This is a genomic window from Ralstonia chuxiongensis (assembly GCF_024158925.1).
In the GTDB taxonomy this organism is placed as follows: domain Bacteria; phylum Pseudomonadota; class Gammaproteobacteria; order Burkholderiales; family Burkholderiaceae; genus Ralstonia; species Ralstonia chuxiongensis.
This window is the reverse complement of record NZ_JAMYWC010000004.1, coordinates 14509-40906: the sequence shown is the minus strand read 5'-3', so window position 1 is coordinate 40906 and position 26398 is coordinate 14509. Positions and strand designations below refer to the sequence as shown.

29 protein-coding genes are annotated in these 26398 nt (G+C 64.1%); 18 read left to right on the top strand and 11 right to left on the bottom strand.

Annotated features, from left to right (window positions below; genetic code table 11):
• Window positions 1–32: 32 nt before the first annotated feature.
• From urtB to NKG59_RS13560, 13 genes are all read left to right on the top strand, one after another.
• Window positions 33–1652, top strand: a complete 1620-nt coding sequence (gene urtB, locus NKG59_RS13620) for an urea ABC transporter permease subunit UrtB (RefSeq protein ID WP_045206200.1) — start codon at window positions 33–35, stop codon at window positions 1650–1652.
• 1 nt (window position 1653) lies between these two features.
• Window positions 1654–2823: an urea ABC transporter permease subunit UrtC gene (gene urtC, locus NKG59_RS13615; protein ID WP_253537653.1), complete on the top strand. Its 1170-nt coding sequence runs from the start codon at window positions 1654–1656 to the stop codon at window positions 2821–2823.
• Complete coding sequence (gene urtD / locus NKG59_RS13610) at window positions 2820–3683, top strand: urea ABC transporter ATP-binding protein UrtD (protein WP_253537650.1); 864 nt, start codon at window positions 2820–2822, stop codon at window positions 3681–3683. Before urtC ends, urtD begins: the two co-directional genes overlap by 4 nt.
• A gap of 1 nt (window position 3684) precedes the next feature.
• Window positions 3685–4377 (top strand): urea ABC transporter ATP-binding subunit UrtE, encoded by a 693-nt coding sequence (gene urtE, locus NKG59_RS13605; RefSeq protein WP_045206203.1) that lies wholly within the window; start codon window positions 3685–3687, stop codon window positions 4375–4377.
• A gap of 143 nt (window positions 4378–4520) precedes the next feature.
• Window positions 4521–5408 carry an urease accessory protein UreD gene (locus tag NKG59_RS13600; protein ID WP_253537647.1) on the top strand — a complete coding sequence of 296 codons (888 nt, stop codon included), beginning with the start codon at window positions 4521–4523 and terminating at the stop codon, window positions 5406–5408.
• A gap of 79 nt (window positions 5409–5487) precedes the next feature.
• A complete protein-coding gene (ureA, locus tag NKG59_RS13595) occupies window positions 5488–5790 on the top strand; it encodes an urease subunit gamma (RefSeq protein ID WP_045206205.1) in 303 nt (100 codons plus the stop codon).
• A 41-nt stretch (window positions 5791–5831) separates the two neighbouring features.
• Window positions 5832–6449: a HupE/UreJ family protein gene (locus tag NKG59_RS13590; protein WP_253537644.1), complete on the top strand. Its 618-nt coding sequence runs from the start codon at window positions 5832–5834 to the stop codon at window positions 6447–6449.
• 11 nt (window positions 6450–6460) lie between these two features.
• Window positions 6461–6766: an urease subunit beta gene (locus tag NKG59_RS13585; protein WP_253537641.1), complete on the top strand. Its 306-nt coding sequence runs from the start codon at window positions 6461–6463 to the stop codon at window positions 6764–6766.
• A gap of 13 nt (window positions 6767–6779) precedes the next feature.
• Window positions 6780–8498 (top strand): urease subunit alpha, encoded by a 1719-nt coding sequence (gene ureC, locus NKG59_RS13580; protein WP_253537627.1) that lies wholly within the window; start codon window positions 6780–6782, stop codon window positions 8496–8498.
• A gap of 1180 nt (window positions 8499–9678) precedes the next feature.
• The gene (ureE, locus tag NKG59_RS13575; protein ID WP_253537624.1) at window positions 9679–10335 is read left to right on the top strand and encodes an urease accessory protein UreE; all 657 of its coding nucleotides are present in this window, start codon (window positions 9679–9681) and stop codon (window positions 10333–10335) included.
• Window positions 10328–11017, top strand: a complete 690-nt coding sequence (locus NKG59_RS13570) for an urease accessory protein UreF (RefSeq protein WP_253539077.1) — start codon at window positions 10328–10330, stop codon at window positions 11015–11017. The genes ureE and NKG59_RS13570 overlap by 8 nt, the downstream gene beginning before the upstream one ends.
• An 11-nt stretch (window positions 11018–11028) precedes the next feature.
• Complete coding sequence (ureG, locus tag NKG59_RS13565; RefSeq protein WP_009241038.1) at window positions 11029–11655, top strand: urease accessory protein UreG; 627 nt, start codon at window positions 11029–11031, stop codon at window positions 11653–11655.
• A 66-nt stretch (window positions 11656–11721) separates the two neighbouring features.
• Window positions 11722–12024, top strand: coding sequence for a hypothetical protein (locus NKG59_RS13560; RefSeq protein ID WP_045206211.1), 303 nt, complete (start codon window positions 11722–11724; stop codon window positions 12022–12024).
• 109 nt (window positions 12025–12133) lie between these two features.
• On the opposite strand, the gene NKG59_RS13555 is transcribed toward NKG59_RS13560, so the two are convergent.
• The 4 genes from NKG59_RS13555 to NKG59_RS13540 form a co-directional block, all read right to left on the bottom strand.
• The gene (locus NKG59_RS13555) at window positions 12134–12793 is read right to left on the bottom strand and encodes a methyltransferase family protein (protein WP_253537621.1); all 660 of its coding nucleotides are present in this window, start codon (window positions 12791–12793) and stop codon (window positions 12134–12136) included.
• Window positions 12794–12920: 127 nt separating this feature from the next.
• Entirely contained in the window at window positions 12921–13613 is a 693-nt protein-coding gene (locus NKG59_RS13550) for a glutathione S-transferase N-terminal domain-containing protein (RefSeq protein WP_253537618.1), read from the bottom strand.
• A gap of 168 nt (window positions 13614–13781) precedes the next feature.
• Window positions 13782–15041 carry an acyl-CoA dehydrogenase family protein gene (locus NKG59_RS13545; protein ID WP_253537615.1) on the bottom strand — a complete coding sequence of 420 codons (1260 nt, stop codon included), beginning with the start codon at window positions 15039–15041 and terminating at the stop codon, window positions 13782–13784.
• 76 nt (window positions 15042–15117) lie between these two features.
• Window positions 15118–15555 carry a PaaI family thioesterase gene (locus NKG59_RS13540; protein WP_253537612.1) on the bottom strand — a complete coding sequence of 146 codons (438 nt, stop codon included), beginning with the start codon at window positions 15553–15555 and terminating at the stop codon, window positions 15118–15120.
• Between the two features lie 93 nt (window positions 15556–15648).
• On the opposite strand from NKG59_RS13540, the gene NKG59_RS13535 reads away from it, so the two are divergent.
• Window positions 15649–16593 carry a LysR family transcriptional regulator gene (locus NKG59_RS13535; RefSeq protein WP_253537609.1) on the top strand — a complete coding sequence of 315 codons (945 nt, stop codon included), beginning with the start codon at window positions 15649–15651 and terminating at the stop codon, window positions 16591–16593.
• Between the two features lie 52 nt (window positions 16594–16645).
• On the opposite strand, the gene NKG59_RS13530 is transcribed toward NKG59_RS13535, so the two are convergent.
• The gene (locus tag NKG59_RS13530; RefSeq protein WP_253537606.1) at window positions 16646–17641 is read right to left on the bottom strand and encodes a LysR family transcriptional regulator; all 996 of its coding nucleotides are present in this window, start codon (window positions 17639–17641) and stop codon (window positions 16646–16648) included.
• 120 nt (window positions 17642–17761) lie between these two features.
• Here NKG59_RS13530 and NKG59_RS13525 point away from each other — a divergent pair, with 120 nt between their 5' ends.
• Both NKG59_RS13525 and NKG59_RS13520 read left to right on the top strand, forming a co-directional pair.
• The gene (locus NKG59_RS13525) at window positions 17762–18475 is read left to right on the top strand and encodes an SDR family oxidoreductase (RefSeq protein WP_253537603.1); all 714 of its coding nucleotides are present in this window, start codon (window positions 17762–17764) and stop codon (window positions 18473–18475) included.
• Window positions 18472–18876 (top strand): VOC family protein, encoded by a 405-nt coding sequence (locus NKG59_RS13520; protein ID WP_253537600.1) that lies wholly within the window; start codon window positions 18472–18474, stop codon window positions 18874–18876. The genes NKG59_RS13525 and NKG59_RS13520 overlap by 4 nt, the downstream gene beginning before the upstream one ends.
• A 25-nt stretch (window positions 18877–18901) precedes the next feature.
• On the opposite strand, the gene NKG59_RS13515 is transcribed toward NKG59_RS13520, so the two are convergent.
• From NKG59_RS13515 to NKG59_RS13500, 4 genes are read right to left on the bottom strand one after another with little or no spacing between them, the layout of a single operon-like run.
• Window positions 18902–19990 carry a phosphotransferase gene (locus tag NKG59_RS13515; protein WP_112184368.1) on the bottom strand — a complete coding sequence of 363 codons (1089 nt, stop codon included), beginning with the start codon at window positions 19988–19990 and terminating at the stop codon, window positions 18902–18904.
• A gap of 37 nt (window positions 19991–20027) precedes the next feature.
• Window positions 20028–20765, bottom strand: coding sequence for a histidine phosphatase family protein (locus tag NKG59_RS13510; protein WP_253537596.1), 738 nt, complete (start codon window positions 20763–20765; stop codon window positions 20028–20030).
• 12 nt (window positions 20766–20777) lie between these two features.
• On the bottom strand, window positions 20778–21557 hold the full coding sequence (locus NKG59_RS13505) for an oxepin-CoA hydrolase, alternative type (protein WP_253537591.1): 780 nt from the start codon (window positions 21555–21557) through the stop codon (window positions 20778–20780).
• A gap of 26 nt (window positions 21558–21583) precedes the next feature.
• Window positions 21584–23155 (bottom strand): 3-hydroxyacyl-CoA dehydrogenase, encoded by a 1572-nt coding sequence (locus NKG59_RS13500; protein ID WP_301288157.1) that lies wholly within the window; start codon window positions 23153–23155, stop codon window positions 21584–21586.
• Window positions 23156–23201: 46 nt separating this feature from the next.
• Here NKG59_RS13500 and NKG59_RS13495 point away from each other — a divergent pair, with 46 nt between their 5' ends.
• Window positions 23202–23855 (top strand): glutathione S-transferase, encoded by a 654-nt coding sequence (locus tag NKG59_RS13495; protein ID WP_253537583.1) that lies wholly within the window; start codon window positions 23202–23204, stop codon window positions 23853–23855.
• 20 nt (window positions 23856–23875) lie between these two features.
• Here NKG59_RS13495 and NKG59_RS13490 read toward each other — a convergent pair whose 3' ends face one another.
• Together NKG59_RS13490 and NKG59_RS13485 are read right to left on the bottom strand one after the other, a co-directional pair.
• Window positions 23876–25048: a pyridoxal phosphate-dependent aminotransferase gene (locus tag NKG59_RS13490; RefSeq protein ID WP_253537580.1), complete on the bottom strand. Its 1173-nt coding sequence runs from the start codon at window positions 25046–25048 to the stop codon at window positions 23876–23878.
• Window positions 25049–25060: 12 nt separating this feature from the next.
• Entirely contained in the window at window positions 25061–25585 is a 525-nt protein-coding gene (locus NKG59_RS13485; RefSeq protein WP_253537577.1) for a putative toxin-antitoxin system toxin component, PIN family, read from the bottom strand.
• A gap of 37 nt (window positions 25586–25622) precedes the next feature.
• Between NKG59_RS13485 and yaaA the strand changes: the two genes are divergently transcribed.
• Window positions 25623–26396, top strand: coding sequence for a peroxide stress protein YaaA (gene yaaA, locus NKG59_RS13480; RefSeq protein WP_253537574.1), 774 nt, complete (start codon window positions 25623–25625; stop codon window positions 26394–26396).
• Window positions 26397–26398 lie beyond the last annotated feature (2 nt).

The following is a 26398-nucleotide window of genomic DNA, read 5'->3' as shown; positions in this document are numbered from 1 at the left end:
TTTCGACATCGACCGCCACGTATCGGATTGCCATGATGCGCCTGTCCCGATTCTTTGCCGCGCTGCTGTGCGCGGTCTGTCTGGCTGCGATGCCCGCGGTATCTGCGTGGGCTGCCGGACAACCTTTGACCCAGGCGGATCTCAAGCCGCTGGCCGAAGACGATTTCGACGCCAAGGTAAAGACGCTCAACGCGCTCACTGCTGCGCCTGCCGAACAGGCCGGCCCGATTCTGCAAGCGTTGCAGAACGACGCGCTGTTCTTTGCCCCCGCCGCCGGCATGGTGCGCCAGGACGGCGAGCGCTACCTCGATGCGATTTCGGGCCAGCCCGTGACCGTCAAGGCCGACGACCTGCAATCGCTCACTCTGAACAATGCCCTGCGTGCGCAAGTGGACAGCGCGGCGAGCGGCTTTGTGCTGCAATCGCCCGATCGCGCGGTGCGCGCGCAGGCCGTCGATACGCTGCTCGCGCATCCGGAGACGGCATCACGCCCCATTGTCGACGCCGCACGCAAGCATGAGACCGATCCGGAGTTGCGCAGCAAGCTGCATCTGCTGTGGGCCAATCTCGCACTCGACGACGGCACACATGCCGAGAAGCTCGAAGCGCTGAAGCTGCTCGCGGGCGACACCAACCCGCAGACCCGGCAACGCATTGCACCGCTGCTCGCGAAAGACAGTGGGGCGGATGGCGAGCTGCGTGCCGCAGCACAGCAAGCGCTCGATAGTCTGGCCGCACAGGAACGCAAATCTGAACTGATCGGCAACCTGTTCGCGGGCCTGAGCCTGGGCTCCGTGCTTTTGCTGGCGGCGCTCGGGCTGGCCATCACCTATGGCCTGATCGGCGTCATCAACATGGCGCATGGCGAGTTCCTGATGATCGGTGCGTATGCCACGTATGTGGTGCAAACGATCTTTCGCAACTACTTTCCGAATGCCTTCGACTGGTATCTCCCGGCAGCGCTGCCTGCCGCGTTCCTGGCCGCCGCCATCGTCGGCTTTGCGCTGGAGCGCTTGGTGCTGCGCCATCTGTATGGCCGCCCGCTCGAAACGCTGCTCGCCACGTTCGGGATCAGCCTGCTGCTGATGCAGGCGGTGCGCTCCATCTTCGGTGCGCAGAACGTGGAGGTGGCCAACCCGAGTTGGATGAGCGGTGGCGTTGCCCTGACGCAGGGCCTTGTGCTGCCGTACAACCGGCTTGTCATTCTGTTGTTTGCGCTGGCCGTGGTGGCGATTGCGTGGGCGGTGCTCAACCGCACGCGCCTGGGCCTGTTCGTACGTGCCACCACGCAGAACCGCACGATGGCCGCCTGCGTTGGCGTGCGCACCTGGAAGGTCGACAGCTACGCGTTCGCGTTTGGCGCGGGCATTGCGGGGCTGGGCGGCTGCGCGCTCTCGCAGATCGGCAACGTCGGGCCGGACCTCGGCCAGAGCTACATCATCGATTCGTTCATGGCCGTGGTGCTGGGCGGGGTGGGGCAGTTGGCCGGCACGATCATCGGGGCGTTCGGGCTGGGGCTCATCAACAAGTTCATCGAGCCGTTCTATGGCGCGGTGCTGGCGAAGATCATCGTGCTGGTGCTGATCGTGCTGTTCATCCAGAAGCGTCCGCAGGGGCTGTTCGCCCTCAAGGGCCGCAGCGCCGAGGCCTGATATGACGACGACCAAGTTCTCTCTCGATATTCCGGCGCGCATGCCGCTGCTGTCGGGGCGCGGGTGGTCTGCGCTGGTGCTGGCGTCGCTCATCGTGTGCATTGGCGCGCCGGTGTGCGCACTGCTGGTGCCCGAGGGCAGCCCGCTGCATCTGTCGGCGTATGCGCTCACGCTCGTCGGCAAGATCATGTGCTACGCCCTTGCGGCGCTGGCACTCGACCTGGTGTGGGGCTATTGCGGCATCCTCAGCCTCGGCCACGGCGTGTTTTTCGCGCTGGGGGGCTATGCGATGGGTATGTACCTGATGCGCTCCATCGGCCGCGAAGGTGTGTACAAGAGCGATCTGCCGGACTTCATGGTCTTTCTCGACTGGAAAGAGCTGCCCTGGTTCTGGCACGGCACCGAGCACTTTGCCTGGGCCGCGCTGCTGGTGGTGCTGGTGCCCGGCGTGCTCGCGTGGCTGTTCGGCTTTTTCGCGTTCCGCTCACGCGTCAAGGGCGTGTACCTGTCGATCATCACGCAGGCAATGACGTATGCGGCCATGCTGCTGTTCTTCCGTAACGAGACGGGCTTCGGTGGCAACAACGGCTTTACCGACTTCAAGCGCATTCTCGGCTTCCAGATCTCTGCGTTGCCAACCCGCACCGTGCTGTTTGTCGCCACGTTCGTCGCGCTGGTGCTGGCGTTCATTGCGTGCCGCGCCATCGTCACGTCCAAGTTCGGCCGCGTGGTCACCGCCATCCGCGATGCAGAAGCACGCGTGATGTTCTCCGGCTACAACCCCCTCGGCTACAAGCTGTTCGTGTGGACGTTCTCCGCCGTGCTGTGCGGCATTGCGGGTGCGCTCTACGTGCCGCAGGTCGGCATCATCAACCCGGGCGAGATGTCGCCGGGCAACTCCATCGAGATGGCGGTGTGGGTGGCCGTGGGCGGACGCGGTACGTTGATCGGCCCGATCATCGGTGCGTTCCTCGTCAACGGGGCCAAGACGTTGCTCACCGCATGGGTGCCGGAATACTGGCTGTTCGTGCTCGGCGCGATCTTCGTGCTGGTGACGTTGTATCTGCCGAACGGTGTGCTGGGCCTGATGGGCAAGCTGCGCATGAAGAAGCGGGTGCCCACGCAAGCCAAGGCCCCCGAAGCCGCGACCGTCACCGGAGACCATGCATGAGCACCTTTACCGAACTCCCCGACCGCGCGCAGATCGGAAACTTCAGCGGCACCGCCACGGGCATGGGCCACGTGGTCGAGCCGGACACGATCGACGTCTCGCACGGCGCCATCCTGTACCTCGAAGACGTGACGGTGCGCTTCGGCGGCTTTCGCGCACTGAACGCGCTCACGCTGTCGATCGACCATGGTGAGCTGCGCTGCATCATCGGCCCCAACGGCGCGGGCAAGACCACGATGATGGACGTGATCACCGGCAAGACGGGGCCACGCAATGCGGACGTGACCGGCCGCGTGTTTCTCGGCCAGACTATCGACCTGCTGCGCCTGACCGAACCGCGCATCGCGCAGATCGGCATCGGCCGCAAGTTTCAGAAGCCGACCGTGTTCGAGCAGCACACCGTGTGGGAGAACCTGGAACTGGCGATGAAGGCCGACAAGCGCTGGTGGGTGTCGCTGCGCGCGCGTCTGCTGAACGACGGCCGCCAGCGCATCGAAGAAACCCTCGGCCGCATCCATCTGGAAGCGGAGGCGTATCGGCCCGCCGGGCTGCTCTCGCACGGGCAAAAGCAGCGGCTTGAGATCGGCATGCTCTTGATGCAGCAGCCGCAACTGCTGCTGCTCGATGAACCCGTTGCCGGCATGACAGATGAAGAGACGATGCAGCTCGCTGCGTTGCTCAACGGCCTGCGCGGCACGTGCTCGATCATGGTCGTGGAACACGACATGGAGTTTGTCGCCGCGCTGGCGGGGGCAGAAGGGCGCGTGACCGTGCTGGCTGAAGGCAGTGTCCTCGCCGAAGGCACGCTCGATGCCGTCAAGCGCGATGAGCGCGTGATCGAATCGTACTTGGGGCGTTGATATGTTGCAGGTCCAACAACTGAACCAGTTCTACGGCGGCAGCCACATCCTGCGCAATGTCAGCTTCGACGTGCCGTCGGCCAAGCTGACCACGCTGCTTGGCCGCAACGGCGTCGGCAAGACAACCTTGCTCAAGTGCCTGATGGGCGTGGTGCCCACCGCCAGCGGTGTGATCGATTGGGAAGGCCGCACCATCCAGAAGCTGCCCGCGTACGAGCGCGTCTCGCAGGGCCTTGCCTATGTGCCGCAGGGGCGCGAAATCTTCCCGCGTCTGACGGTGGAAGAGAACCTGCTGATTGGTGCAGCCGCCAAGCGTGCGCCTTCCAAGGTGCCCGATTCCATCTACGAGCTGTTTCCGGTGCTCAAGGAGATGAAGGGCCGGCGCGGTGGCGACCTGTCCGGCGGCCAGCAGCAGCAACTGGCCATCGGCCGTGCGCTGATGAGCGAGCCGCGCCTGCTGATCCTGGACGAGCCGACCGAAGGCATCCAGCCGTCGATCATCCAGGAGATTGGCCGCACGCTGCGGCGCCTCGTGGACGAGTTCGGTATGTCGGTGCTGCTGGTCGAGCAGTACTACGACTTTGCCCGCAGCATTGCCGACCGCTACGTCGTCATGAGCCGGGGCGAGGTGATTGCCAGCGGCGACGGCGCCAACATGGAGGCCGATGGCGTGCGCGATCTGGTGGCGGTTTGACGCACAGGTGTCGTGTGAAAAAGTCGGGTGCCAAATGTGCGGCATCTGGCTATGATGGAAAACCTTTCCGTTTGCTTAGGGCGGGGTCCAATCTGAAGCGCACAGCCGCGTTTCATGAGGGATGCCTCCCGATTGCATGACCGATGCGCCATCCCGATTTTCCTGTTCCGCCGCAGGCCTCCGCATTTGCATCCTGGGAAGCCTCATTGCGCCTGGCATTTGCGCGGCGCGGCGAGCGCACTGTGCTGGCCACCTGCCGGCATCAGGGGCCCCTGCGGGTGCAGAAGGCGCTGCATCCGGAAGGCGAGGCCGTCTGCCATGCCGTCATGCTGCATCCGCCCGCAGGCATTGCCGGCGGCGATGTGCTCGATATCGACATCGAACTCGGTGCCGACGCGCATGCGGTACTGACCACGCCCGGCGCCACCAAGTGGTACAAGTCGCTCGGCCGCACGGCCACGCAGCGTGTTGCTATCCGCATGGATGCTGGCGCGCGGCTCGACTGGCTACCGCAAGAGAACATCGTCTTCAACCAGGCCTGCCCGATCATCGACCTGACGCTGGATCTGGCACCGGGCGCCACCGCCATCGGCTGGGACACGACCATGCTCGGCCGCCATGCCGCCGGTGAATCGTGGGCCGAAGGCCGCATCGTCATGCGCACCGCATTGCGTTGCAACGGCCAACCGCTGTGGATTGAATCGGCCGCGTTCGACACGCAATCGCCCATGCTGAACGCGACGACGGGCATGGCCGGCTTCCACGTCGTCGGCACGCTCTGGGCCGTGGGCGAAGGCGCGACCGATGCCCTGGCCGAATCGATGGCCGAGCACCTGCCGTACAACGATGACTTGCGCGCAGGCGTCACGTGCCTCACGCAAGATGCGCCCGGCCTGCCAAACGTTTTGCTGCTACGCGTGCTCGCACGCCGGCCCGAAGATGCACGCGCCCTGTTGTCGCAGACATGGCTTGCGCTGCGCGAACCGATGCATGGCGTAGCGGGCCGTCCGCTGCGCCTCTGGTCTACATGACGGCGACATGATGGCGACGTGACCTCGCATTGCCCGATCTGAACTGAACTGAATTGACCCTCACCGAAGAGAGCCCCTCGTGGAACTGACCCCGCGCGAAAAAGACAAGCTGCTGATCTTCACCGCCGCCTTGCTGGCCGAGCGCCGCAAGGGCCGCGGCCTCAAGCTCAACTACCCGGAAGCCGTCGCCTTCATCAGCGCCGCCATCATGGAAGGTGCACGCGACGGCAAGACCGTCGCCGAGCTGATGCACTACGGCACCACGCTCCTCACGCGCAATGACGTGATGGACGGCGTGGCCGAGATGATTCCCGACATCCAGGTCGAAGCCACGTTTCCCGACGGCACGAAGCTCGTCACCGTCCACCACCCGATTGTTTGAAGTTTGAAGTCCGCACGCCACTCACCACTACGAGTCCTGCCATGACGCCTACCCTGTCTCGCTTCGTCCGGCCCGCTGCGGCCATTGCGCTCACGTTTGGCGCCTCCGTTGCCTTCGCTCACCCGGGGCATCCGGGCCATACCGCCGAGGGCAGCCTGCTCGCGGGGTTCCTGCATCCGCTCACCGGCGCAGATCACCTCCTGGCAATGGTGGCCGTGGGTGTGTGGAGCGCGCTGGCCTCGCGCTCGGTGCGCGACGCGTTGTGGGCACCGGTCGCCTTTGTTGCGTTGATGATCCTGGGCGCGCTGCTCGGCACAGGCGGCGTGGCCTTGCCGATGGCCGAGCCGATGATCGCAGCATCGCTGCTGGTGTTCGGCCTGCTGATTGCCGCACGCGCCCAACTGCCGACCTGGGGCGGTGCACTGCTGTGCGGCGCGTTCGCACTGTTCCATGGCTATGCGCATGGCACGGAATTCCCCGCTGGCGCGCAAGCCATGTTCCCGTACTTCGTTGGCGGCTTTGCCGTGGCGACGGCGCTGCTGCATACCGCTGGTATCGGCGCGGGCTTTGCGCTGAAGCCGCGTCTGGCGTGGCTGGCGCGTCTGTCGGGTGTGGGCGTGGCGCTGTACGGTGCCGGCCTGCTGGTGGCGGCTGTCTAAAGGGGCGCGACATGATCCCCGGTGAACTCCTGCCGCAAGACGGCGATCTGGAACTCAACGCAGGCCGCCCCACGGTGACGGTCACGGTGGCCAACACGGGCGACCGCCCGGTGCAGATCGGCTCGCACTACCACTTCTATGAAGTCAATGACGCGTTGCGCTTTGACCGAGAAGCTGCGCGCGGCTATCGACTCAACATCGCCGCCGGCACCGCCGTGCGCTTCGAGCCGGGGCAGGAGCGCACGGTCGAGCTCGTGGCGCTTGCGGGCGATCGCGTGGTCTACGGCTTTGCCGGCCGTGTGATGGGCAAGCTTTGAACGAGGCACGGACATGACATTGAAGATTGATCGCCGCGCCTATGCGGAAATGTTTGGCCCCACAACCGGCGACCGCCTTCGCCTGGCCGACACCGACCTCATCGTCGAAGTCGAACGCGACTTCACCATCTACGGCGAGGAAGTGAAATTCGGCGGCGGCAAGGTCATCCGCGACGGCATGGGCCAGAGCCAGCGCGAGTCGAAGGACTGCGCGGACACCGTCATCACCAACGCACTGATCATCGACCACTGGGGCATCGTCAAGGCTGACATTGGCCTGAAGAACGGTCGCATCTCGGCGATCGGCAAGGCGGGCAATCCGGACATCCAGCCCGGCGTGACCATCGTCATCGGCCCGGGCACCGAGATCATCGCGGGCGAGGGCATGATCGTCACCGCCGGCGGCGTCGACACGCACATCCACTTCATCTGCCCGCAGCAGATCGACGAAGCGCTCAACAGCGGCGTGACGACGATGATCGGCGGCGGCACTGGCCCCGCCACCGGCACCTACGCCACCACCTGCACGCCAGGCCCGTGGTACATGCAGCGCATGCTGCAGGCCGCTGATGCGTATCCGATGAACATCGGCTTTCTTGGCAAGGGCAACGGCAGCCTGCCAGGCGCGCTGCGCGAGCAGATCGACGCGGGCGCCATCGGCCTGAAGCTGCACGAGGACTGGGGCTCCACGCCGGCCGCCATCGATTGCTGTCTGGGCGTGGCCGACGATACCGACACGCAGGTCGCCATCCACACCGATACGTTGAACGAATCGGGCTTTGTCGAGGCCACCGTCGCTGCATTCAAAGGCCGCACGATCCACACGTACCACACCGAAGGCGCGGGCGGCGGGCACGCGCCCGACATCATCCGCGTGTGCGGTGAATCGAACGTGCTGCCATCGTCCACCAACCCGACGCGGCCGTTCACCGTCAACACGCTGGACGAGCATCTGGACATGCTGATGGTGTGCCATCACCTCGATGCGTCCATTGCCGAAGACATTGCCTTTGCCGAAAGCCGCATCCGCCGCGAGACCATTGCTGCCGAAGACATCCTGCACGACCTGGGCGCCTTCTCGATGATCTCCAGCGACTCGCAGGCGATGGGCCGCGTGGGCGAAGTCGTTCTGCGCACGTGGCAGACCGCGCACAAGATGAAGGTGCAGCGCGGCAAGCTCGCCGGTGACCCGAACGACGCGCGCGGCGGGCACGACAACTTCCGCGTGAAGCGCTACGTGGCGAAGTACACGATCAACCCCGCGCTCACGCACGGCATTGCGCACGAAGTGGGCTCGGTTGAAGTCGGCAAGTGGGCCGACCTCGTGTTGTGGAAACCCGCGTTCTTTGGTGTGAAGCCGAGCCTGATCCTGAAGGGCGGGATGATTGCCTCCGCGGCGATGGGCGATGCGAATGCGTCGATCCCGACACCGCAGCCTGTGCACTATCGGCCGATGTTTGGGTCGGCGGGTGGGGCGCTGGGGCGGACGTCGTTGAGCTTTTTGTCGCAGTCTGCGGCCGCTGCTGGGGTGGCCGAACAGTACGGGCTGGCTAAAACCACGGCGGTGGTCAAGGGCACGCGTACTGTGACCAAGGCGCACATGATCCATAACGACTGGCAGCCTGACATTACTGTTGATCCGGAGACGTATCAGGTGGTGGCGGATGGGACGGTGCTGACTTGTGAGCCGGCGGAAGTGTTGCCGATGGCGCAGAGGTATTTTTTGTTTTGAGTTTTTCTGGGGTTGGGGCTTGGTGGTTCATCCCTTGTTTCATCCCCTGCCGGGGCTGACCTACTTTTCTTTGTCTTGCCAAAGAAAAGTAGGCAAAAGAAAGGCGCGCCCGAGATGGCGACCCATTCCTTGAATTTGCGTAACCGTGCGGAGACGGGAAAAACTCGCTGCGCTCAGACAGTTTCCCGTCTTTTTTCCGCCCGCTTACGAAAATTCAAGGCGCCATCAAGGGCAGGAACGTCAAAGGCCACACCGGCGGGAAACTGAGGTGGGCGCCGGGGCTCGTTGAGTGCAAGTGCAAGTGCAAGTGCAAGTGCAAGTGCAAGTGCAAGTGCAAGTGCAAGTGGAAGTGGAAGTGGAAGTGGAAGTGGAAGTGGAAGTGCGTGCGAGGGTTCGGAACGAACAACGGAGTGGCGCTCGGGCAGAAGATTGTGTGCTTTACCCCTGCCCTAGATGGCGCCTTGAATTTCTGTTGCAGAGAGGAAAAAGAGGGGAGGCCTGTTTGAGCGAAGCGAGTTTGCCTCCCCTCCCTCTCTGCGACATAAATTCAAGGAGTCTTTCGCCATCTCGGGCGCGCTTTTCTTTGCTTACTTTCTTTGGCAAGACAAAGAAAGTGAGTCGGCCCCGGCAGGGGACGAAACAGCAGCAAACCACCAAGGCCCGCCCCGGCAGAAAAAGAGGAAAACGAGCCTCGAACCTCGAAGTCCCAGCCTCAGACCCCCAACCACGACCCTCTGACCCTCAAATTCGATACTCCAGATATCGAATAAGAGCCAACGAAGCAAAGCAATTCGGCCATAGGCCCCAATCTGGACAAAACGAGACGCAACCGAAGCAAAAATGGTGATTTTTTCGAGCCTCCGAGGGCCACGCTTGATGCAAAAAGCCTCGTGCTCCAACCTCCGAGCCCGACGTTCGACCCTCAGAGCTCGAGATTCGAAACCAAAAGTGTGAAAGTCGGAGTTCAGAGCCCCACTGTTGAGTGTCAGAGCTTGGCAATTGAGCCTCAGAGCCTGACGATTGAGCCTCTGAGCCTGACGATTGAGTCTCTGAACCTGACGATTGAGTCTCTGAACCTGACGATTGAGGCTCAGAGCTTGACCTTCGAGGCTCGGACCCTGGTATTTGACAGACTCAGCTCCAAGCTGGGCCGTCATGAGATTGTGAATAGGCCCCAACGATGCTTTCCATCACTAAACATCTCCCCGCGCCGCATGGCCTGGCCTCCGTGCTGGTCAAGCGTGCGCCCAAGCTGGTGCTGCCGTTCCTGCAGCGCAGCCGCAGCCGCCTGCGCGCCACCCTCGACGATGGCCGTGACGTGGCCGTCGTGCTGCCGCGCGGCACCGTCATGCGTGGCGGTGACGTGCTGGTCGCTGAAGACGGCACGCTGGTCGAAGTGCAGGCCGCGCCTGAGCAAGTCCTGCGCGTGACGAGCGACAACCGTCTTGCGCTGATGCGCGCTGCCTACCACCTCGGCAATCGCCACACACCCGTGCAGGTCAGTGCAGATGCACTGCAGCTCGAAGCCGATCCGGTGCTCGAAGACATGCTGGTCCGCCTGGGCGTGACCGTCGCGCATGTGGAGGCGCCGTTCGAGCCCGAGGCAGGCGCCTATGGCGGCGGCCATCGTCACGGCCACGATGCGACGTTCGAAGAGGACTACGCAGCCGCGCAGGCGCTGTACCACGAGCATCACGGGAACGATCACGGGCACTCGCATGATCATGACCATGCCCACGCGCATAGCCACGATCACGCACACGACCACGCGCATGGTCACGACGACGGCCATGTTCACGGGCCCGGCTGCAGCCATCATCACCATCACCATGACTAACGCGGCGCAGCTCACCGCCTTGCTGCATCTCGCGTCCCCCGCGCTGCCGGTGGGCGCGTTCAGCTATTCGCAGGGGCTGGAAGCGGCGGTGGACGTCCGGCACGTGGCCGATGAAGCGTCGGCGGCGGCGTGGATTGCCGAGGGCCTCGACGTGCTGGCCGCCTGCGAGGCACCGTTGTGGCTGCTGCAGTTTGCCGACTGGCAGGCAGGCCGCTTCGATGCCGTGGCCGAGCGCGATGCATGGTTCCTCGCTACGCGCGAGACGCGCGAGCTGCGGCTCGAAACGTCCCAGATGGGCTGGTCGCTCAATCGCCTCATCCAGCAGATGGAATGGGGCGATGCCGCACTGCGCAGCGCATTGGCCGCGCGTGCCTCCGTGACCTTTCCGACGGCCTTTGCCGCCGCCGCTGCCGCGCTGAATGTCGACCCGCACGACGGCGTGACGGCGTACTGCTTTGCGTGGGTGGAAAACCAGATGGCGGCGGCGGTGAAGGCCGTGCCGCTCGGGCAGGCTGCGGGGCAGCGCATTCTCTTCGGTCTGCACACTTCGGTGGCGCGTGCGGTGGAAGAGGCCACGCGCCGTGCGGCATGTCATCCGCCTGAACTGTCTACGTTTTCACCGGGGCTGGGCGTGTTGTCCGCCCGGCATGAAACGCAATACTCACGACTCTTTCGATCCTGAACCTGAACATCATGCGAACCAAGAAACTTCCTGCTCTGCGTGTTGGTGTGGGCGGCCCGGTGGGCTCCGGCAAGACCACGCTGCTCGAAATGCTGTGCAAGGCCATGCGCGAGCGCTATGACCTGGTGGCCATCACCAACGACATCTACACGAAGGAAGATCAGCGGCTGCTGACCATTTCCGGCGCGCTGCCCGCCGAACGCATCATGGGCGTCGAAACGGGCGGCTGCCCGCACACGGCCATCCGCGAAGATGCGTCGATCAACCTCGAAGCGGTGGATCGCATGCTCTCCAAGTTTCCAGATGCGGATGTGGTGTTCATTGAGTCGGGCGGTGACAACCTCGCGGCGACGTTCAGCCCCGAGCTGTCGGACCTGACGATCTACGTGATCGACGTGGCAGGCGGGGAGAAAATCCCGCGCAAGGGCGGCCCGGGCATCACCAAGTCGGATCTGCTGATCATCAACAAGACGGACCTGGCGCCATACGTCGGGGCGTCGCTGGAGGTGATGGAGAGCGACACCCGCAAGATGCGCGGCGATCGTCCGTTCGTGATGTGCAATCTGCGGGCGCAGGGTGGGTTGGATGAAGTGATCCGCTTTATTGAGAAGCAGGGGATGCTGACGGCGGCTGCCTGATGTTGCGGCACTTGCAGAGACTGCGCTGAGTCAAAAACACTGACGCGCGCGTTGCGGAGGTGAGTGATGAAGACGCTGCATGCTGCGGTGCTGATGACGGTGGTCTTGGGCGCAGCCGCCTGCGCGCCGACCATCGTCGGGCCGTATTACACGATGGATGTGCGGCTGGCGGACGGGAAACCCGTGCGGTGTGCGGTCAATCAACCGGTGCGCTTGCCGAGCCCGCCGCCGGAGCCGCTGACAGTGCGCGAGCGTAACGAAGCCGAGGTGCTGGCGACGCAGCCTCTGCGGTTGCAGACGGGGCCGCGGTCGCCGTATCCGACGGTCTACACCGCGCCGGACGTGCAGTGCTTCGCATTGCCCCGGTAATGCGATCAGGCGTCTTCCGTGAGGTAGCGTCAGAGCGCCTGCGCCACCGGGCCAACCGGGCGCGCACGCAATCGCGCGGCAACGATGTCGAGCCTGGTGGTGGACGGCGTCAGTAGAGCCCGGGAATGAGGCGCCACGTCCGGGCGCGGTACGCGTCGTACTCCGCGCCGAACTGCGATTGCAGCAGGGCTTCTTCGGCACGCATGCGGGCCACCAATGGTGGAATCAGCAAGAGCGTCAGCACCACACCGGCCAGTGCCCGGAACGTCAGTCCCCAACCCAGCGTGCCGATCAGCAACCCCAGGTAGCTCGGGTTGCGCACGTATTGGTAGATGCCGCCGGTCACGAGCGTATGGCCGGGCTGGATCGCGACCAGTCCGCTGAAGCGATTGCCCAGCACATACACCGGCCACACACGCAACGCGCCGCCTGCGGCGTAGAGCACGACACCCAGCCAACGTACGGCATCGCCATCGATGCACCAGAGGTTGAGCCGGTCCGTGTGCGCCGGCAGCCATGCACTGGCGAAGCCGATCACGCCAAACACCGGCAGCACCCAGCGGTTGGATCGATCTTCACGTTCTCCGGGGCTGAGGTTGCCGCCGGCAAGCAGTGCGGCGATGGCCAGCAACACCGTGATGACCACCAGCGCGACGCGTGCGGGGTGGGCCAGGAACGCGCCCACGCCACCCCAACCGAGCGCGGCAAGGCCGAGATAAACCACGATGGACACCGCAGCCGCGAGGCCCATTTTGAGTGAGGCTGCCATAGCGTTTGTGCACGAACGCGTGAGTGATGTGAAGCCAGTGTAGGCCGCTCGCCAGCGCGCCGCATTGACGACTTCCAAAAGAAAAAGGCCGCATCGCGCGGCCTGTTTTCGATGCGGAGAAGCGGAATCAGCGCCGCTCGTACTGCGTCGCTCCGAAGAGGATTTCCTTCGCCTTGTCGTCCTGCACAGCCGGTCGTTCCTTGGCCAGTACCTTCACCGCGCGTTGCACGGCGGGGCGCTCTTCAATGGCTTCGAACCAGCGCTGCAGCTTCGGGAAATCCGACAGCTCGATCCCCTGGTTCTTCCAGCTGCGCAGCCAGGGCCACGTCGCAATATCGGCGATGGAGTAATCCGCGCCACCCAGGAATTTCGATTCGCTCAGGCGCTTGTCGATCACGCCATACAGACGCTTGGCTTCGTTCGTGTAGCGGTTGATCGCGTATTCGATCTTTTCGGGCGCGTAGATGCGGAAGTGGTGCGCCTGGCCGAGCATCGGGCCGACGCCGCCCATCTGGAACATCACCCATTGCAGCACTTCGTATTTGCCGCGCACGTCGTCGGGCATGAACTTGCCCGTCTTGCCGGCGAGGTACAGCAGGATCGCGCCCGATTCGAACAGCGAGATCGGTTTGCCGTCGGGGCCGTCCTGATCGACGATCGCCGGGATCTTGTTGTTGGGGCTGATCTTGAGGAAGTCGGGCTTGAACTGGTCGCCGGCGCCGATGTTGACGCCGTGAACGCGGTAAGGCAGCCCGCATTCTTCCAGCATGATGTGCACTTTGTGGCCGTTGGGTGTGGCCCAGCTATAGACGTCGATCATCGAGGTGGCTCCTTGGCTTCTGGCTGGGAAGAGAGGTGCAGGCCACCAGCAGCCTGCAAAGTGTTCCATTCCAGCACAGAACCGAAAAACGCGCAGACGCCGGGCAGAGGCAAAAAAATCCCCGCTCAAGGCGGGGTTAAGGAGTGAACGGTACAGCCGTGCCGCAGGTCAGGAACCGCGTGTAACCGGCATGTCGACAACGTCCTTCAGGTGCAGGTGCTTGGCCAGTTCCAGCTTGGCGATGGCCGCGCGGTGCACTTCGTCCGGGCCGTCGGCCAGGCGCAGCGTGCGTTGGTGCGCGTAGGCCGAAGCCAGCGGGAAATCACCCGACACGCCGCCGCCGCCGTGTGCCTGGATCGCCCAGTCGACGATCTGGCAGGCGATGTTCGGAGCCACGACCTTGATCATCGCAATCTCAGCCTTGGCGACCTTGTTGCCGACGGTGTCCATCATGTATGCGGCCTTGAGCGTCAGCAGGCGGGCCTGCTCGATCATGCAGCGCGCTTCGGCAATGCGTTCGTGCCAGACGCTGTGCTGTGCGATGGCCTTGCCGAACGCAATGCGCGACGACAGGCGCTTGCACATCAGTTCGAGCGCGCGCTCAGCCACGCCGATGCTGCGCATGCAGTGGTGGATGCGGCCCGGGCCTAGGCGGCCCTGTGCGATCTCAAAGCCGCGGCCTTCACCCAGAAGGATGTTGCCCACCGGCACGCGCACGTCTTTCAGGTCGACTTCCATGTGGCCGTGCGGCGCATCGTCGTAACCGAACACCGACAGCGGGCGCATGACCGTGATGCCCGGCGCATTGGCCGGCACCACGATCATCGACTGCTGCTCGTGGCGGCCGGCATCCGGGTTGGTCTTGCCCATGACGATGTAGACGGCGCAGCGCGGGTCGCCAGCGCCCGACGACCACCACTTGCGGCCATTGATGACGTATTCGTCGCCCTGACGCTCGATGCGGCATTCGATGTTGGTGGCGTCCGACGAGGCCACGGCCGGCTCGGTCATCAGGAAGGCGGAGCGGATCTCGCCGCGCAGCAGCGGTTCGAGCCAGCGGTCTTTCAGTTCTTCAGAGGCGTAGCGCTCCAGCGTTTCCATGTTGCCGGTGTCGGGCGCGGAGCAGTTGAACACTTCTGGTGCCCAGGGCACGCGGCCCATGATCTCGCACAGCGGCGCGTATTCGAGGTTCGACAGCCCTTCGGGCGCGCGCGGCGAGCGCGGCAGGAACAGGTTCCACAGCCCGGCCTTGCGTGCCAGCGGCTTGAGTTCTTCGATGACCTTGGTGGGAATCCACGCGTTGCCGGCACGGCGGTTGGCTTCAACTTCTTCGTGGAAGCGGTGCTCGTTCGGATAGATGTGCTGGTCAAAGAATTCAAGCAGGCGTGCCTGCATTTCCTTGACCTTGGGTGTGTAATCGAAATTCATGGTGTCTCCTCAGTACATCGAACAAGCGCCTCGAACGGGCAACCATCAACTCAGTTCAGACCGGCTCGGCCATGCGTCAAATACGTCCGCCGAGCACGGCAAATACGGCACTCGCGCGCGCAATCAACCGGTCGCCGCGATGGAAGAGCGCCTGCGCAAAGGCCAGCTTGCTGCCCGTGCGCAATCCTTCCGGGGTGATCTCAATCCAGTCGCCTTCTCCGGCGGAGGCGATGAAATCCACAGTCAGGCTGGCGGTGGACATGGCCAGGGCGCCGCCGGTGCCTTCGCCGGGCTCGGCCAGGCAATAACCGAGCGCCGCATCGGCCAGCGATGCCACCACGCCGCCGTGCAGAATGCCGCGCCGGTTCAGGTGGTGGTGGCCGACATGAAAACCCATCACCATCGTCGGCCCCATGCCTCGGGCATACACCGGCCCCAGCATCGTCAGGAAAGGGCTCGGCTTGTTCAGCAGAACAAAGCCCGTGGGAACGGCGAGATCAGTGGTGGTGGTCATGGCGCGTGGCGCAACTCCCAAGTGGTGTCCGCAGAATAAGCCTTCGCCTACAATAAGAGAAATGAATTTAGTAGATTACGGTCCATCAATACCATGCATATATCCCGGGTCGACCTGAACCTGTTTGTCGTCTTCGATGCGATCTATACGGAAGGCGGCATCACGGCGGCCGCGCGCACGCTCAGCCTGACGCAGCCCGCTGTGAGCCACGCGCTTGGGCGGCTGCGCGAGTTGTTTGACGACCCGCTGTTCGAGCGGCGCGGGCAGGGCATGGTGCCGACGCCGCTGGCGCGCACGCTCATCGCCGAGGTGCGCAGCGCGCTGCAGGGCTTCGAGCGCACGTTGCGCGAAGGCACGCGCTTCGACCCCGCCACGAGCGAGCGCCGCTTCACTTTGTCGATGCGCGATGCGCTGGAAGCCACGCTGCTGCCGCCGCTTATGGCCGCCATTGCCAGGGAAGCGCCGCGCATCGATGTGACGACCGTGCGTGGAGACCGCCGCCAGCTCGAAACCGAGTTGCTGGCGGGCACCATTGATGCGGCTGCGGACATTCTGCTGCAGGCATCTCCCGCCATTCGGCATGCGCCGCTGCTGACCGACCCGATGGTGGTGCTGGCGCGCCCGGGCCACCCCATCGCAAATGCGCCGTTGACGCTGGAGCGCTATCTGGCGTGCGAACACGTGCACGTGTCGTCCCGGCGTCGCGGGGCAGGGCTGGAAGATGTGGAACTGCGCCGGCTCGGCCATGAGCGGCGCGTGCGGCTGCGTTGTCAGCATTACCCGGCCGCCTGCCGCGTGGTGAGCTGCACGGATCTACTCGCCACGTTGCCGATCCGCTATGCGCGCATCGCTAATGAACCGTATGGCAACGTGATGCTGCCGCTGCCGTTCAACGTGCAGCCGCTGGAGCTGTACCTGTACTGGCACACGAACAGCGACCAGGATGCCGCCAGCCGCTGGCTGCGCGACCACGTATTCGCCGCGATGGCAGAGGTGGCCCTGGACGACGCCGTAGCGGCATTCGCCGACGGGCAGTGACGAACGCCAAGGCGGACGCAATCAGCGCCGCCGCTACAACCAACAAGCACGCCTACGTATTCACCGTGACGGCCGACTTGGCTTTGGTGGCTTTGGTGGCTTTGACCGGCTTGGGCGATGTCGTTGCCGCCTTTGTCGACGGGAACGGGTAACGCGCGCTGAACTCCGCAAAGCGCGCGGCAAGAAAGTCCGCGCAGGCCGTCAGCCGTGCTGGTCGATGGCGGCGCGCAAGGGCGACAAGCTGCAGCGGCGTGGGCGCATGGCTCCATGCCGGCAGTGCCACCTCCAGCCGGCCGGCGCTCACGTCTTGCGCGACATCCAACCACGATTTGAATGCCAGGCCTCGCCCCGCGATTGCCCAGTCGCGCACCACGGCGCCGTCGTCGCATTGGAAATCACCGCGCACGTCGATCGGGGCAGGGCCGCTGGCGTGCGTGAGTTGCCAGCGCGTGACGGGCTCGCCGTTGCGCAGGAGGATCAGGCAGCGGTGGTCGGCCAGGTCGCTCGGGTGTGCGGGCCGGCCATGCTGCTTGAAGTACGACGGCGCGCCCACGATCACGCGCGGGTGCGACGCCAACGGCCGCCGCACCAGTGCCGAATCCTGCAGATTCCCGTAGCGCAGCGCAAAGTCGAGGTCTTCGCGCATCAGATCGGCAAGGCGGTCACCGAGCACCAGCGTGACTCGCACGCCCGGGTGCTCATCGCAGAACGCGTCGAGCCATGGGCGCAGGATGTGTCGCCCCAGGTCTGATGTGGCCGCAATGCGGATGGGGCCAGACAGTTCGGTGCGATCCTGCCCCAGGCTTTCCGCACCTTCGTCCAGCGCTTCCAGCGCCTGTCTTGCATAGCCTAGATAGCGCTGACCGGCTTCGGTCGGTCGCATGCTGCGCGTGGTGCGCTCGAACAGGCGGGCGCCGAGTTCGGTTTCCACACGTTTGAGCGCTGCGCTGGCGGTGGCTGGCAGCCAGCCGAGCTGGCGCGCGGCGGCGGAAAGGTTGCCGGCGTCAGCAATGCGCACCAGCAGGCGGAGGTCGTCGAGGGCGATCATTGTCAAAGCAGATTTGGAGAATCATCAAAGCATAGCCAGATTATCTTGCTTTTGTTTGATGAAAGAATGGCCCCAATCGATTGACGGTTTTTTCTTTCCTCTTTTCAAAGGAGCATTGGCATGACTTCGAACACTCTGCAGGACCAATCGGTGGTGGTATTGGGCGGTACGGCCGGTATTGGGCAGGCGGTGGCACGCGCGGCGGCAGCCGAAGGGGCGCGCGTGACGGTGCTGGGGCGCTCAGCCAAAGCGGCGGACGGTGTGCATGGCATTGCCGTTGATGCGAACGACACGGCATCGCTGGCGGGCGCGCTGGCCCAGGCAGCCAGGTTGTCGCCCAGCGGCAAGATCGATCACCTTGTCATCACCATCGGCTCGCGCACGAGCCCGCCGCCGTTTGCTTCGTTGCAACGTGCCGACCTCGAGCAGGCCTTCGGCACCAAGCTGTTTGCCGCGCTGATGGCGGTGCAGGCCGCCTTGCCGCACCTGACCGAACGCGCATCGATTACGCTCACCTCTGGCCTGCTTTCTCGTAAGGCCACAGCGACCGGCTTGCTGCGTGGCTCGATCAATGCTGCAGTGGAAGCCGCCGCCAAGAATCTGGCGAAGGAACTCGCACCGCGCCGTGTCAACGTGATCAGCCCTGGCGTGGTGGATACGGAAGTGTGGGGCGCCCCGGCCGATCGCGAGACCATGCTCGCGCGTATTGGCAGCGGCTTGCCGGTCGGCCGCGTCGGCACGCCGGAAGACCTTGCCCAAGGCTATCTGCTGGCCATGACCAACGGTTTCATGACCGGCGCGATTATCGACATTGAAGGAGGCGGTTTGCTATGACACCTGACAGCGACTGGACATTCGACCACGTGAACTTTCACGTGGCAGGAGATGCGCCCATCCTGAAATTCTTCGCCGATGTGCTCGGCTGGAAACCGGGGCCGCGTCCGGCGTTTCCGTTTCCCGGCACGTGGCTGTACCAGAACGACGATGCGCTGGTACACCTCGTGACGCAGGAGGGCGACACGCCGGAACTGGTGTTCTCGCACATCGCGTTTCGCACCGGAAAAGATGCGGCCGACGTGCTGGCCGCGGTGCGTGAAAGCGGTATCCCGCACCAGGTAAGAAAACACCCCGCGCGGCCTGCCGCACAGATATTCGTGCAGTTGCCGGGCGGGGTGGTGCTGGAGCTGGAAGCGCCAATGTCCGGTCCGCTGGACGCAGCGCGCGACTACGAGTAAAGCCGCCGCTGAGTGAGGCGCAGCGTCAGGCGCCGGCCTGCTGGGCGTACTTCCAGCCTAGTTCGGCCATCGGGCGGGCGCGCTTGCCTGCTTCGAGTGCCTGCGCCGAAGACGCCGTGCCATCCACCACGCGCTTCATGATCCCCTGCAGGATGCCGGCAATGCGGAACATGTTGTAGGCGAGGTAGAAGTTCCAGTCGCCCGTGATGCGGCGGCCGGTGCGTTCTTCGTACTGGCGGATGTACTCGGCTTCCGTGGGAATGCCGAGTGCGGCGAAGTCCAGACCCGCCACGCCACGGAACTGCCCCGGCTCGATGTGCCAGCTCATGCAGTGGTAGCTGAAGTCAGCCAGCGGATGGCCCAGCGTCGACAATTCCCAATCCAGGATGGCCAGCACACGCGGCTCGGTCGGGTGGAAGATCAGGTTGTCGAGCCGGTAGTCGCCGTGAACGATGCTGGTGATTTCCTCGGCTTCCTGCGGCACATGCTTCGGCAGCCATTCGATCAGGTTGTCCATGGCCGGAATCGATTCGGTTTCCGACAGCTTGTACTGCTTGCTCCAGCGCTCGATCTGGCGCGCGAAATAGTTGCCGGGTTTGCCGTAATCGGCGAGGCCGATGGCGGCGTAGTCGACGGTGTGCAGTGCGGAGATGACGCGGTTCATCTCGTCATAGATGGCGGTGCGCTCGGCGGGCTCCATGCCGGGCAGGGCCTGATCCCACAGCACGCGGCCCTGCACGAATTCCATGATGTAGAAGGCGCGGCCGATCACGGCTTCGTCTTCGCACAGCGCATACATCCTGGCGACAGGCACGTCGGTCTTGGCCAGTGCATCCATCACGCGGTATTCCCGTTCGATGGCGTGTGCGGATGGCAGCAGCTTTGCCTTCGGCCCGGGCTTGGCGCGCATCACGTACGTGCGCGACGGCGTGATCAGCTTGAAGGTCGGGTTCGACTGGCCGCCCTTGAACTGCTCAACCGTGAGCGGGCCGGCAAAGCCTTCAACATGTTCGCGCATCCACGCCTCGAGCGCGCCAATGTCGAACTTCTGCTGATCCGCTACCGGGCGCGTGCCCTCGAAGGCTGAGAAATCCTGCTGGTCCGTCTGTGCCATGGGTGTGTCTCCGAATCTTGTTGGGTATCTGGAAAGTTCAGGCAGCCGGCTGGCGATGCTGGAGGTATTGCTGCAGCAGCACCTCCATCGTCGTCAGCCGCGAGCCGAGATGCGTCGGCGAGGGCGCCGAGAAATTGCTCATGCGCAGCACCCAGTCGGCCGGGGCATCGCCAACGTCGAGCACGTTGATGCAGCCGGCGGTCTGCGCGAGGCTGCCGAAGAACACGCGCTCGCCGCCGGTGATGGCGTGCGAGAGGATCGCGCGGTTGGTGCCGCCATGCAGCACCAGCAACACGGTGTCCCAGTCGGTTTGCGCGCGCAGCTGGGCGATTGGCGGAATCACCCGGTCAAGAAATTCGCCGATGCTCTCACCGTTGAGGAAACGCCGGTCTTCCGACACCGTGCCTTCAAACGCGCCGATAAAGGCTTGCGCGAGTTCATGCTCGGGAATCTCCGCCAGCTTGCCGCCGCGGATCTCCTGCAGCTCGGGCCAATGTTCAAGCGCGATGCCGCGTTCCTGCATCGCGGGCATCTCGGCCAGCACACGCTGTGCGGTTTCGACCGTGCGCGGCAGGCCGCTGACGATCACGCGGTCGAAGACGATGTTTTCGGCGGCAAAGATTTTGCCCGCAGCGGTGGCTTGGCTGCGGCCCAGTTCATTGAGTGCTACGGCCTCGGGCGACGGAACGGGGCGGCCGGTTTCGTCGAAGTACGTCACGGCGCCGTGGCGCATCAGATAGACGCGCCGGCGCTGGGGTGTTGGGAAGGGGACCATGCGGACCGGAAATTAGCGGTATTGAGGTTTGCGCTTTTGCAGGAACGCCGAGATGCCTTCGTTGCCGTCGGCGTGGTGCAGCGCTTCGACAAAGCTGAGCTGCTCGGCCTTGAGGTGATCGTGCAGCGAGGCGTCTTCGGCGTGGGTGATCAGGCCCTTGATGCGGCCCACCGCATGCGGCGATTGCGCAGCCAGTTTTTCCGCCAGTGCCAACGCCTGATCCAGCGCCTCGCCGGGTTTGACCACTTCGTTGATGAGGCCGAAGTGCGCCAGCCGCTCGGCGCCAACGGGCTTGCCGAGCATGATGATTTCGCTCGCCAGCGGGCGCGGCAGGAAGCGCGCGATGTGCCACGAGCCGCCGCCGTCCGGCGTGAGTGCCACGTTCACGTACGCCATCACGAACTTTGCATCCGACGCGGCAATCGCAAAGTCGCACGCCAGCACCAGCGAGAATCCTGCGCCGGCTGCCGGGCCTTCCACTGCGGCAATCACCGGCTTGGGAAACGTGCGGATCGTCTCGATCCAGTGGTTGAGCGCGTCGATGCCTTCTTCCTGAACGCTTCTCGGTTTGCTCCGGTTTTCCAGCAGGCGGTTCAGGTTGCCGCCCGCACAGAAGGCATTGCCTGCGCCCGTGAAGATGACAGCGCGGATCTCGTTGTCGTTGGCGGCGCGGTCGAGCGCTTCCATCGACGCGGTGTACATCACCGGGTCCAGCGCGTTGCGTGCGTCTGGGTTGGACAGCGTCAGCACCAGCGTCGAGCCGATGCGTTTGGAGAGCAATTGCGCGGTCATGGCGGCCTCGTCAGAGTAAGCGGCAATCAGGCATCAGGCGTCAGCAGCGACATGCCCAGACGGGCACGGCGCAGCAGCCACGGGCTCGGGCGATAACGCGGGTCGCCATAGAGCGTGTAGAGGTTTTGCAGGACTTCCAGGATGGCGTTCGCGCCTAGCGTATCGCCGAGTGCCAATGGCCCTTGCGGATAACCGAGGCCCAGCGTGACGGCGAGATCGATGTCGGTAGGCGTGGCAATGCGCTGCTGAGCGATGTCGCACGCGATGTTGACGATGCATGCGACGATGCGCTGCGCGACAAAGCCGCCCGAGTCCCGGATCACCGTGACGGGCACCCCGTCGGAGGCAAGCAGGCCGTGTGCGGCATCGCGGTAGGCCGCATCTGTGGCGGGTGTGGTCATCAGCGTGCGGCGCTTTGTGGCGGCAAACGGATAGAGCGTGTCGAGCGCCACGGTGCGGCGTGCGTCGAGCCCTTCGGCGGCCACGCAGGCCGTGGCATCCAGCCCGCGCGGCGTGACGATGATCAACGCATCGGCGGACGGCTTGGAACCGGCTTCGGGCGTGATGCCCAGATCAAGCAACAGGCGCTGCGCTGCGGCGTGGCCGGCGTCATGCGCGCGGCTGATCCACACCGAAGATGGGCGCGCAGACGGTGCAGGCCCCTCAGCGGGAACCTGCTTCTGTCCTTCCGGATAGCGGTAGAACCCTTCGCCCGTCTTGCGGCCCAGGATGCCGCCCGCAAAGCGCACCGCCGTGATCTGCGATGGACGATAGCGTGGCTCGTCGTAGAACTGGCGGTAGACCGATTCCATCACCGGATGCGAGACATCCAGCCCTGTCAGGTCCATCAACTCGAACGGCCCCATGCGGAAGCCGGCCTGCTCGCGCATGATGGCATCGATGTCCGCATACGCCGCCACACTTTCCTGGGCCACGCGCAGGCCCTCGGTGTTCATGCCGCGCCCGGCGTGGTTGACGATGAAGCCCGGCATGTCGATGCAGTGCACGGCGGTGTGGCCCATGCGCTTGGCCAGTGCGGCCAGGGCATCGCCGGTAGCGGGCGCGCTGCGCAGGCCGTCGATGACTTCGACCACCTTCATCAGCGGCACCGGGTTGAAGAAGTGAAAGCCTGCGACGCGTTCGGGGTGCTTGCATGTCGCGGCAATCGCGGTGATCGACAGCGACGATGTATTCGACGCCAGGATCGCATCCGCGCGGACGATGTCTTCGAGCTGACGGAAGAGGTCGCGTTTGACGTCCAGCTTCTCGACGATGGCCTCGACCACAAGATCGCAGTCGGCCAGGTCGGTCAGGGCGCCTGCCGGAATCAGTCGGGCGATTGTGGCGTCGGCGTCATCCACTGTGAGCTTGCCCTTGGCGGCCAGCTTGGCCAGCGTGTCGGCCAGCGCCGTGCGTGCGGCCTCCACGGCTTGCGGGTTGGCGTCGAACAGTTTGACGCGCAAACCGGCCTGGGCCGCGATCTGCGCAATGCCACGCCCCATGGCGCCCGTGCCCACAATCCCGATAGTTTGCATATGAAATCCGCTGCGATCGAAAGAAGTCTGGCTAAAATAGCACGAGCGTGCGATTTCTGGCATCCGCACCGACCATAACGGACGGCCAAATTACCAAGGAGACGGCTTCATGCTGACGCTATACGGTTTTTCTGCGAGCAACTACTACAACAAGGTCAAGCTCGCGCTGATGGAAAAGGGAATTGCGTTTGAGGAATCGCTGCGCTGGCCGGACCAGACCGACGGTGAGGTTTCGCCGCTGCACAAGGTGCCGTATCTGGTGGGTGAGGACGGTGGAATGTGCGAATCGCAGGTCATCATCGATTATCTGGAAGCGCGCTACCCGCAACATCCGCTGATTCCAGCCGATCCGTTCAAGGCGGCCAAGGTGCGGGAGATTGTGGCGTTTCTGGAGCTGCACCTGGAGCTGGTCGCGCGCCAGCTGTTTCCCGAAGCGTTCTTCGGCGGCAAGATCAGCGACAACCTGAAAGTGAAGGTGCGCGAACAACTGCAGAAGAACATTCCGGCGGCAGCCAAACTGTTCAAGTTCTCGCCGTATGTGGCGGGCGACACGTTCACCATTGCGGACTGCGCGGCCATCGTGCATTTCCCGCTGGTCAGCCAGGCCACCAAGATCATCTACGGTGAAGACCTGCTGGTGCAGGTCGAGGGCGTCAAGCCTTACCTGGCCAAGATGGCCGAGAACCCCAACGTGCAGAAGGTGCGGGCAGACAGCAAGGCCAATCTGGAGCAGATGCTGGCGCACTACGCCAGCAAGCGCTGATCGGCTTTAGCTTTACGGTCTTACACCTTCGACAAACGCTCCAGGGCAACTTGGAGCGTTTCGTCTTTCTTGGCAAAGCAAAAGCGCACCACGCCCGATTCGTGCGGCTGCGAGTAAAACGCCGATATGGGAATCGCCGCCACGCCAATCTCGCTCGTCAGCCACTTGGCGAACTCGGCTTCGGGCAGATCGGAGATGGCGCTGTAGTCGACGCACTGAAAGTACGTGCCCTGGCAGGGCAGCAGCTTGAAGCGCGTCTTCTCCAACCCCGCGCGGAACAAGTCGCGCTTGTGCTGGTAGAACGACGGCAGCTCCAGATACGGACGCGGATCCGCCATGTAGTTCGCCAGGCCGTGCTGCATTGGCGTGTTGACGGTGAACACGTTGAACTGGTGCACCTTGCGGAACTCCGCCATGAGCGCGGCAGGCGCGGCCACGTAGCCGACCTTCCAGCCCGTCACGTGATACGTCTTGCCGAAGCTCGACACCACGAAGGCGCGCCGCGCCAGCTCCGGAATGCGCGCGACGGACGCATGCTGCACGCCGTCGTACACCATGTGCTCGTACACCTCGTCCGAGAGCAGCAGCACGTTGGTGGGCGCCAGGATCTCGGCCAGCTTTTGCATGTCGTCCGCATGCCAGACCGTGCCGGTCGGGTTATGCGGCGTGTTGAGCATGATCAGGCGCGTGCGCGGCGTGATGGCCGCTGCGAGCGTGTCGAACGGGATGCGGAAGTCCGGCGCGTTCAGCGTGATCGGCACCACCTTGCCACCCGCCAGTTCAATCGACGGGATGTAGCTGTCGTACGTCGGCTCGAAGACGATGACTTCATCGCCCGGATGCACGCAGCACAGCACCGTGGTCAGCAGCGCCTGCGTGGCGCCGGCGGTGACGGTGATCTCGCGGTCGGCATCGTAAGTGTGACCGTACAGATTGGCGATCTTCGCGGCAATGGCCTGGCGCAGTGCGGGTACGCCCGTCATCGGTGGGTATTGGTTCAGGCCCGCGCGCATGGCATCGGACACCGCATCGACGATGCGCGGGTCGCAATCGAAATCCGGGAAGCCCTGGCCCAGGTTGACGGCCTGCTTTTCCACGGCCAGCGCCGACATCACGGTGAAGATGGTAGTGCCGACATTCGGTAACCGCGAGGGCGGCGGCGCGATGGGCGCGAGCGATTCAACAGTGGTCATGACAAGACGGCTTCAGGCTTGATTTGGGGTGGCAGCGAGGGCAGCGGTTTCCAACTGGACCAGCGCGACGAACTGCTTGGGCGGCAGCACCGCCACGTCGCAATACTTGGCCATGCGTCGCTTGAGCTTGAGCACGGCGCGGTCCTTGGAAACGAGATAGGCAACGCCGGCGGCATCGGCCAGCGCCAGGAACTTCTGGTCGTCGCGATCTTTGCAACGCGGAACGAACGCTTCGCCTTGCGTGCGGGCGGCTTCTTCAGGATCGGCAACGGACCGTGTCACGCGATCGACCCACGCCAGAGCGGCTTGCGCGTCGACGGCGTAATGCGCGAATTGCGGGTAATCCAGCACGCGGCGCAGTTCTTCGCGGCAGGCGGGGCTGATGATGGCGTCCAGCCGGCCGGCATCAAGCGCAGCGCGGATCGGTCGCGCAACCGCATCGTCGAAGATCAGGATGTCGACCCAGATGTTGGAGTCCAGCACCACGCGCGGGGCCAGAGCCTGGGTGGAGTGGGCGAGGGCGGCAGCGTCTGCCATTCGATACAATTCCAGACTTGTGAACCGCGATTCTGACATGATCATCGTCCTCTCGCCGGCCAAGTCGCTCGACTACGACACACCGCCGCGCACCAAGACCCACACGCTGCCCGATTTCATCGCGCGCTCCGCAGAACTCATTGAAGTGCTTCGCAAGCTGTCGCCAGCCCAGATCGGCACGCTGATGCACATTTCCGACCCGTTGGCGGCGCTCAATGCCACGCGCTATGCGGATTGGTCGTCCGAATTCACCGCCGAGAACAGCAAGCAGGCCGCGCTGGCTTTCGACGGCGATGTCTACGGCGGGCTCGACGCCAATTCGCTGGCGGTCGACGATCTGCAGTTCGCGCAGAAGCATCTGCGGATTTTGTCGGGGCTGTACGGCGTGTTGCGCCCGCTCGACTGGATGCAGCCGTATCGCCTGGAAATGGGCACGCGCCTGGCCAATCCGCGCGGCAAGGATTTGTACGCCTTCTGGGGCGACGACGTGACGCTCGCACTCAACAAGCTCTTCAAGCAGGACGACGACCCCGTGCTCGTGAATCTTGCTTCTGAAGAATATTTCAAGGTGGTGCGGCCCAAAGTGCTCAAGGCGCGCATCGTCACACCGGTTTTTGAAGACTGGAAGAACGGGCAGTACAAGATCATCTCGTTCTACGCAAAGCGTGCACGCGGTCTGATGGCGCGCTACGCGATCGAGCACCGGATCACCGATCCGCGCAAGCTCAAGGCGTTCGATGTCGACGGCTATGCCTTTGTCGCTGCCGATTCCGACGACGAGCGCTGGGTCTTCCGGCGCAAGCTCACCTGATG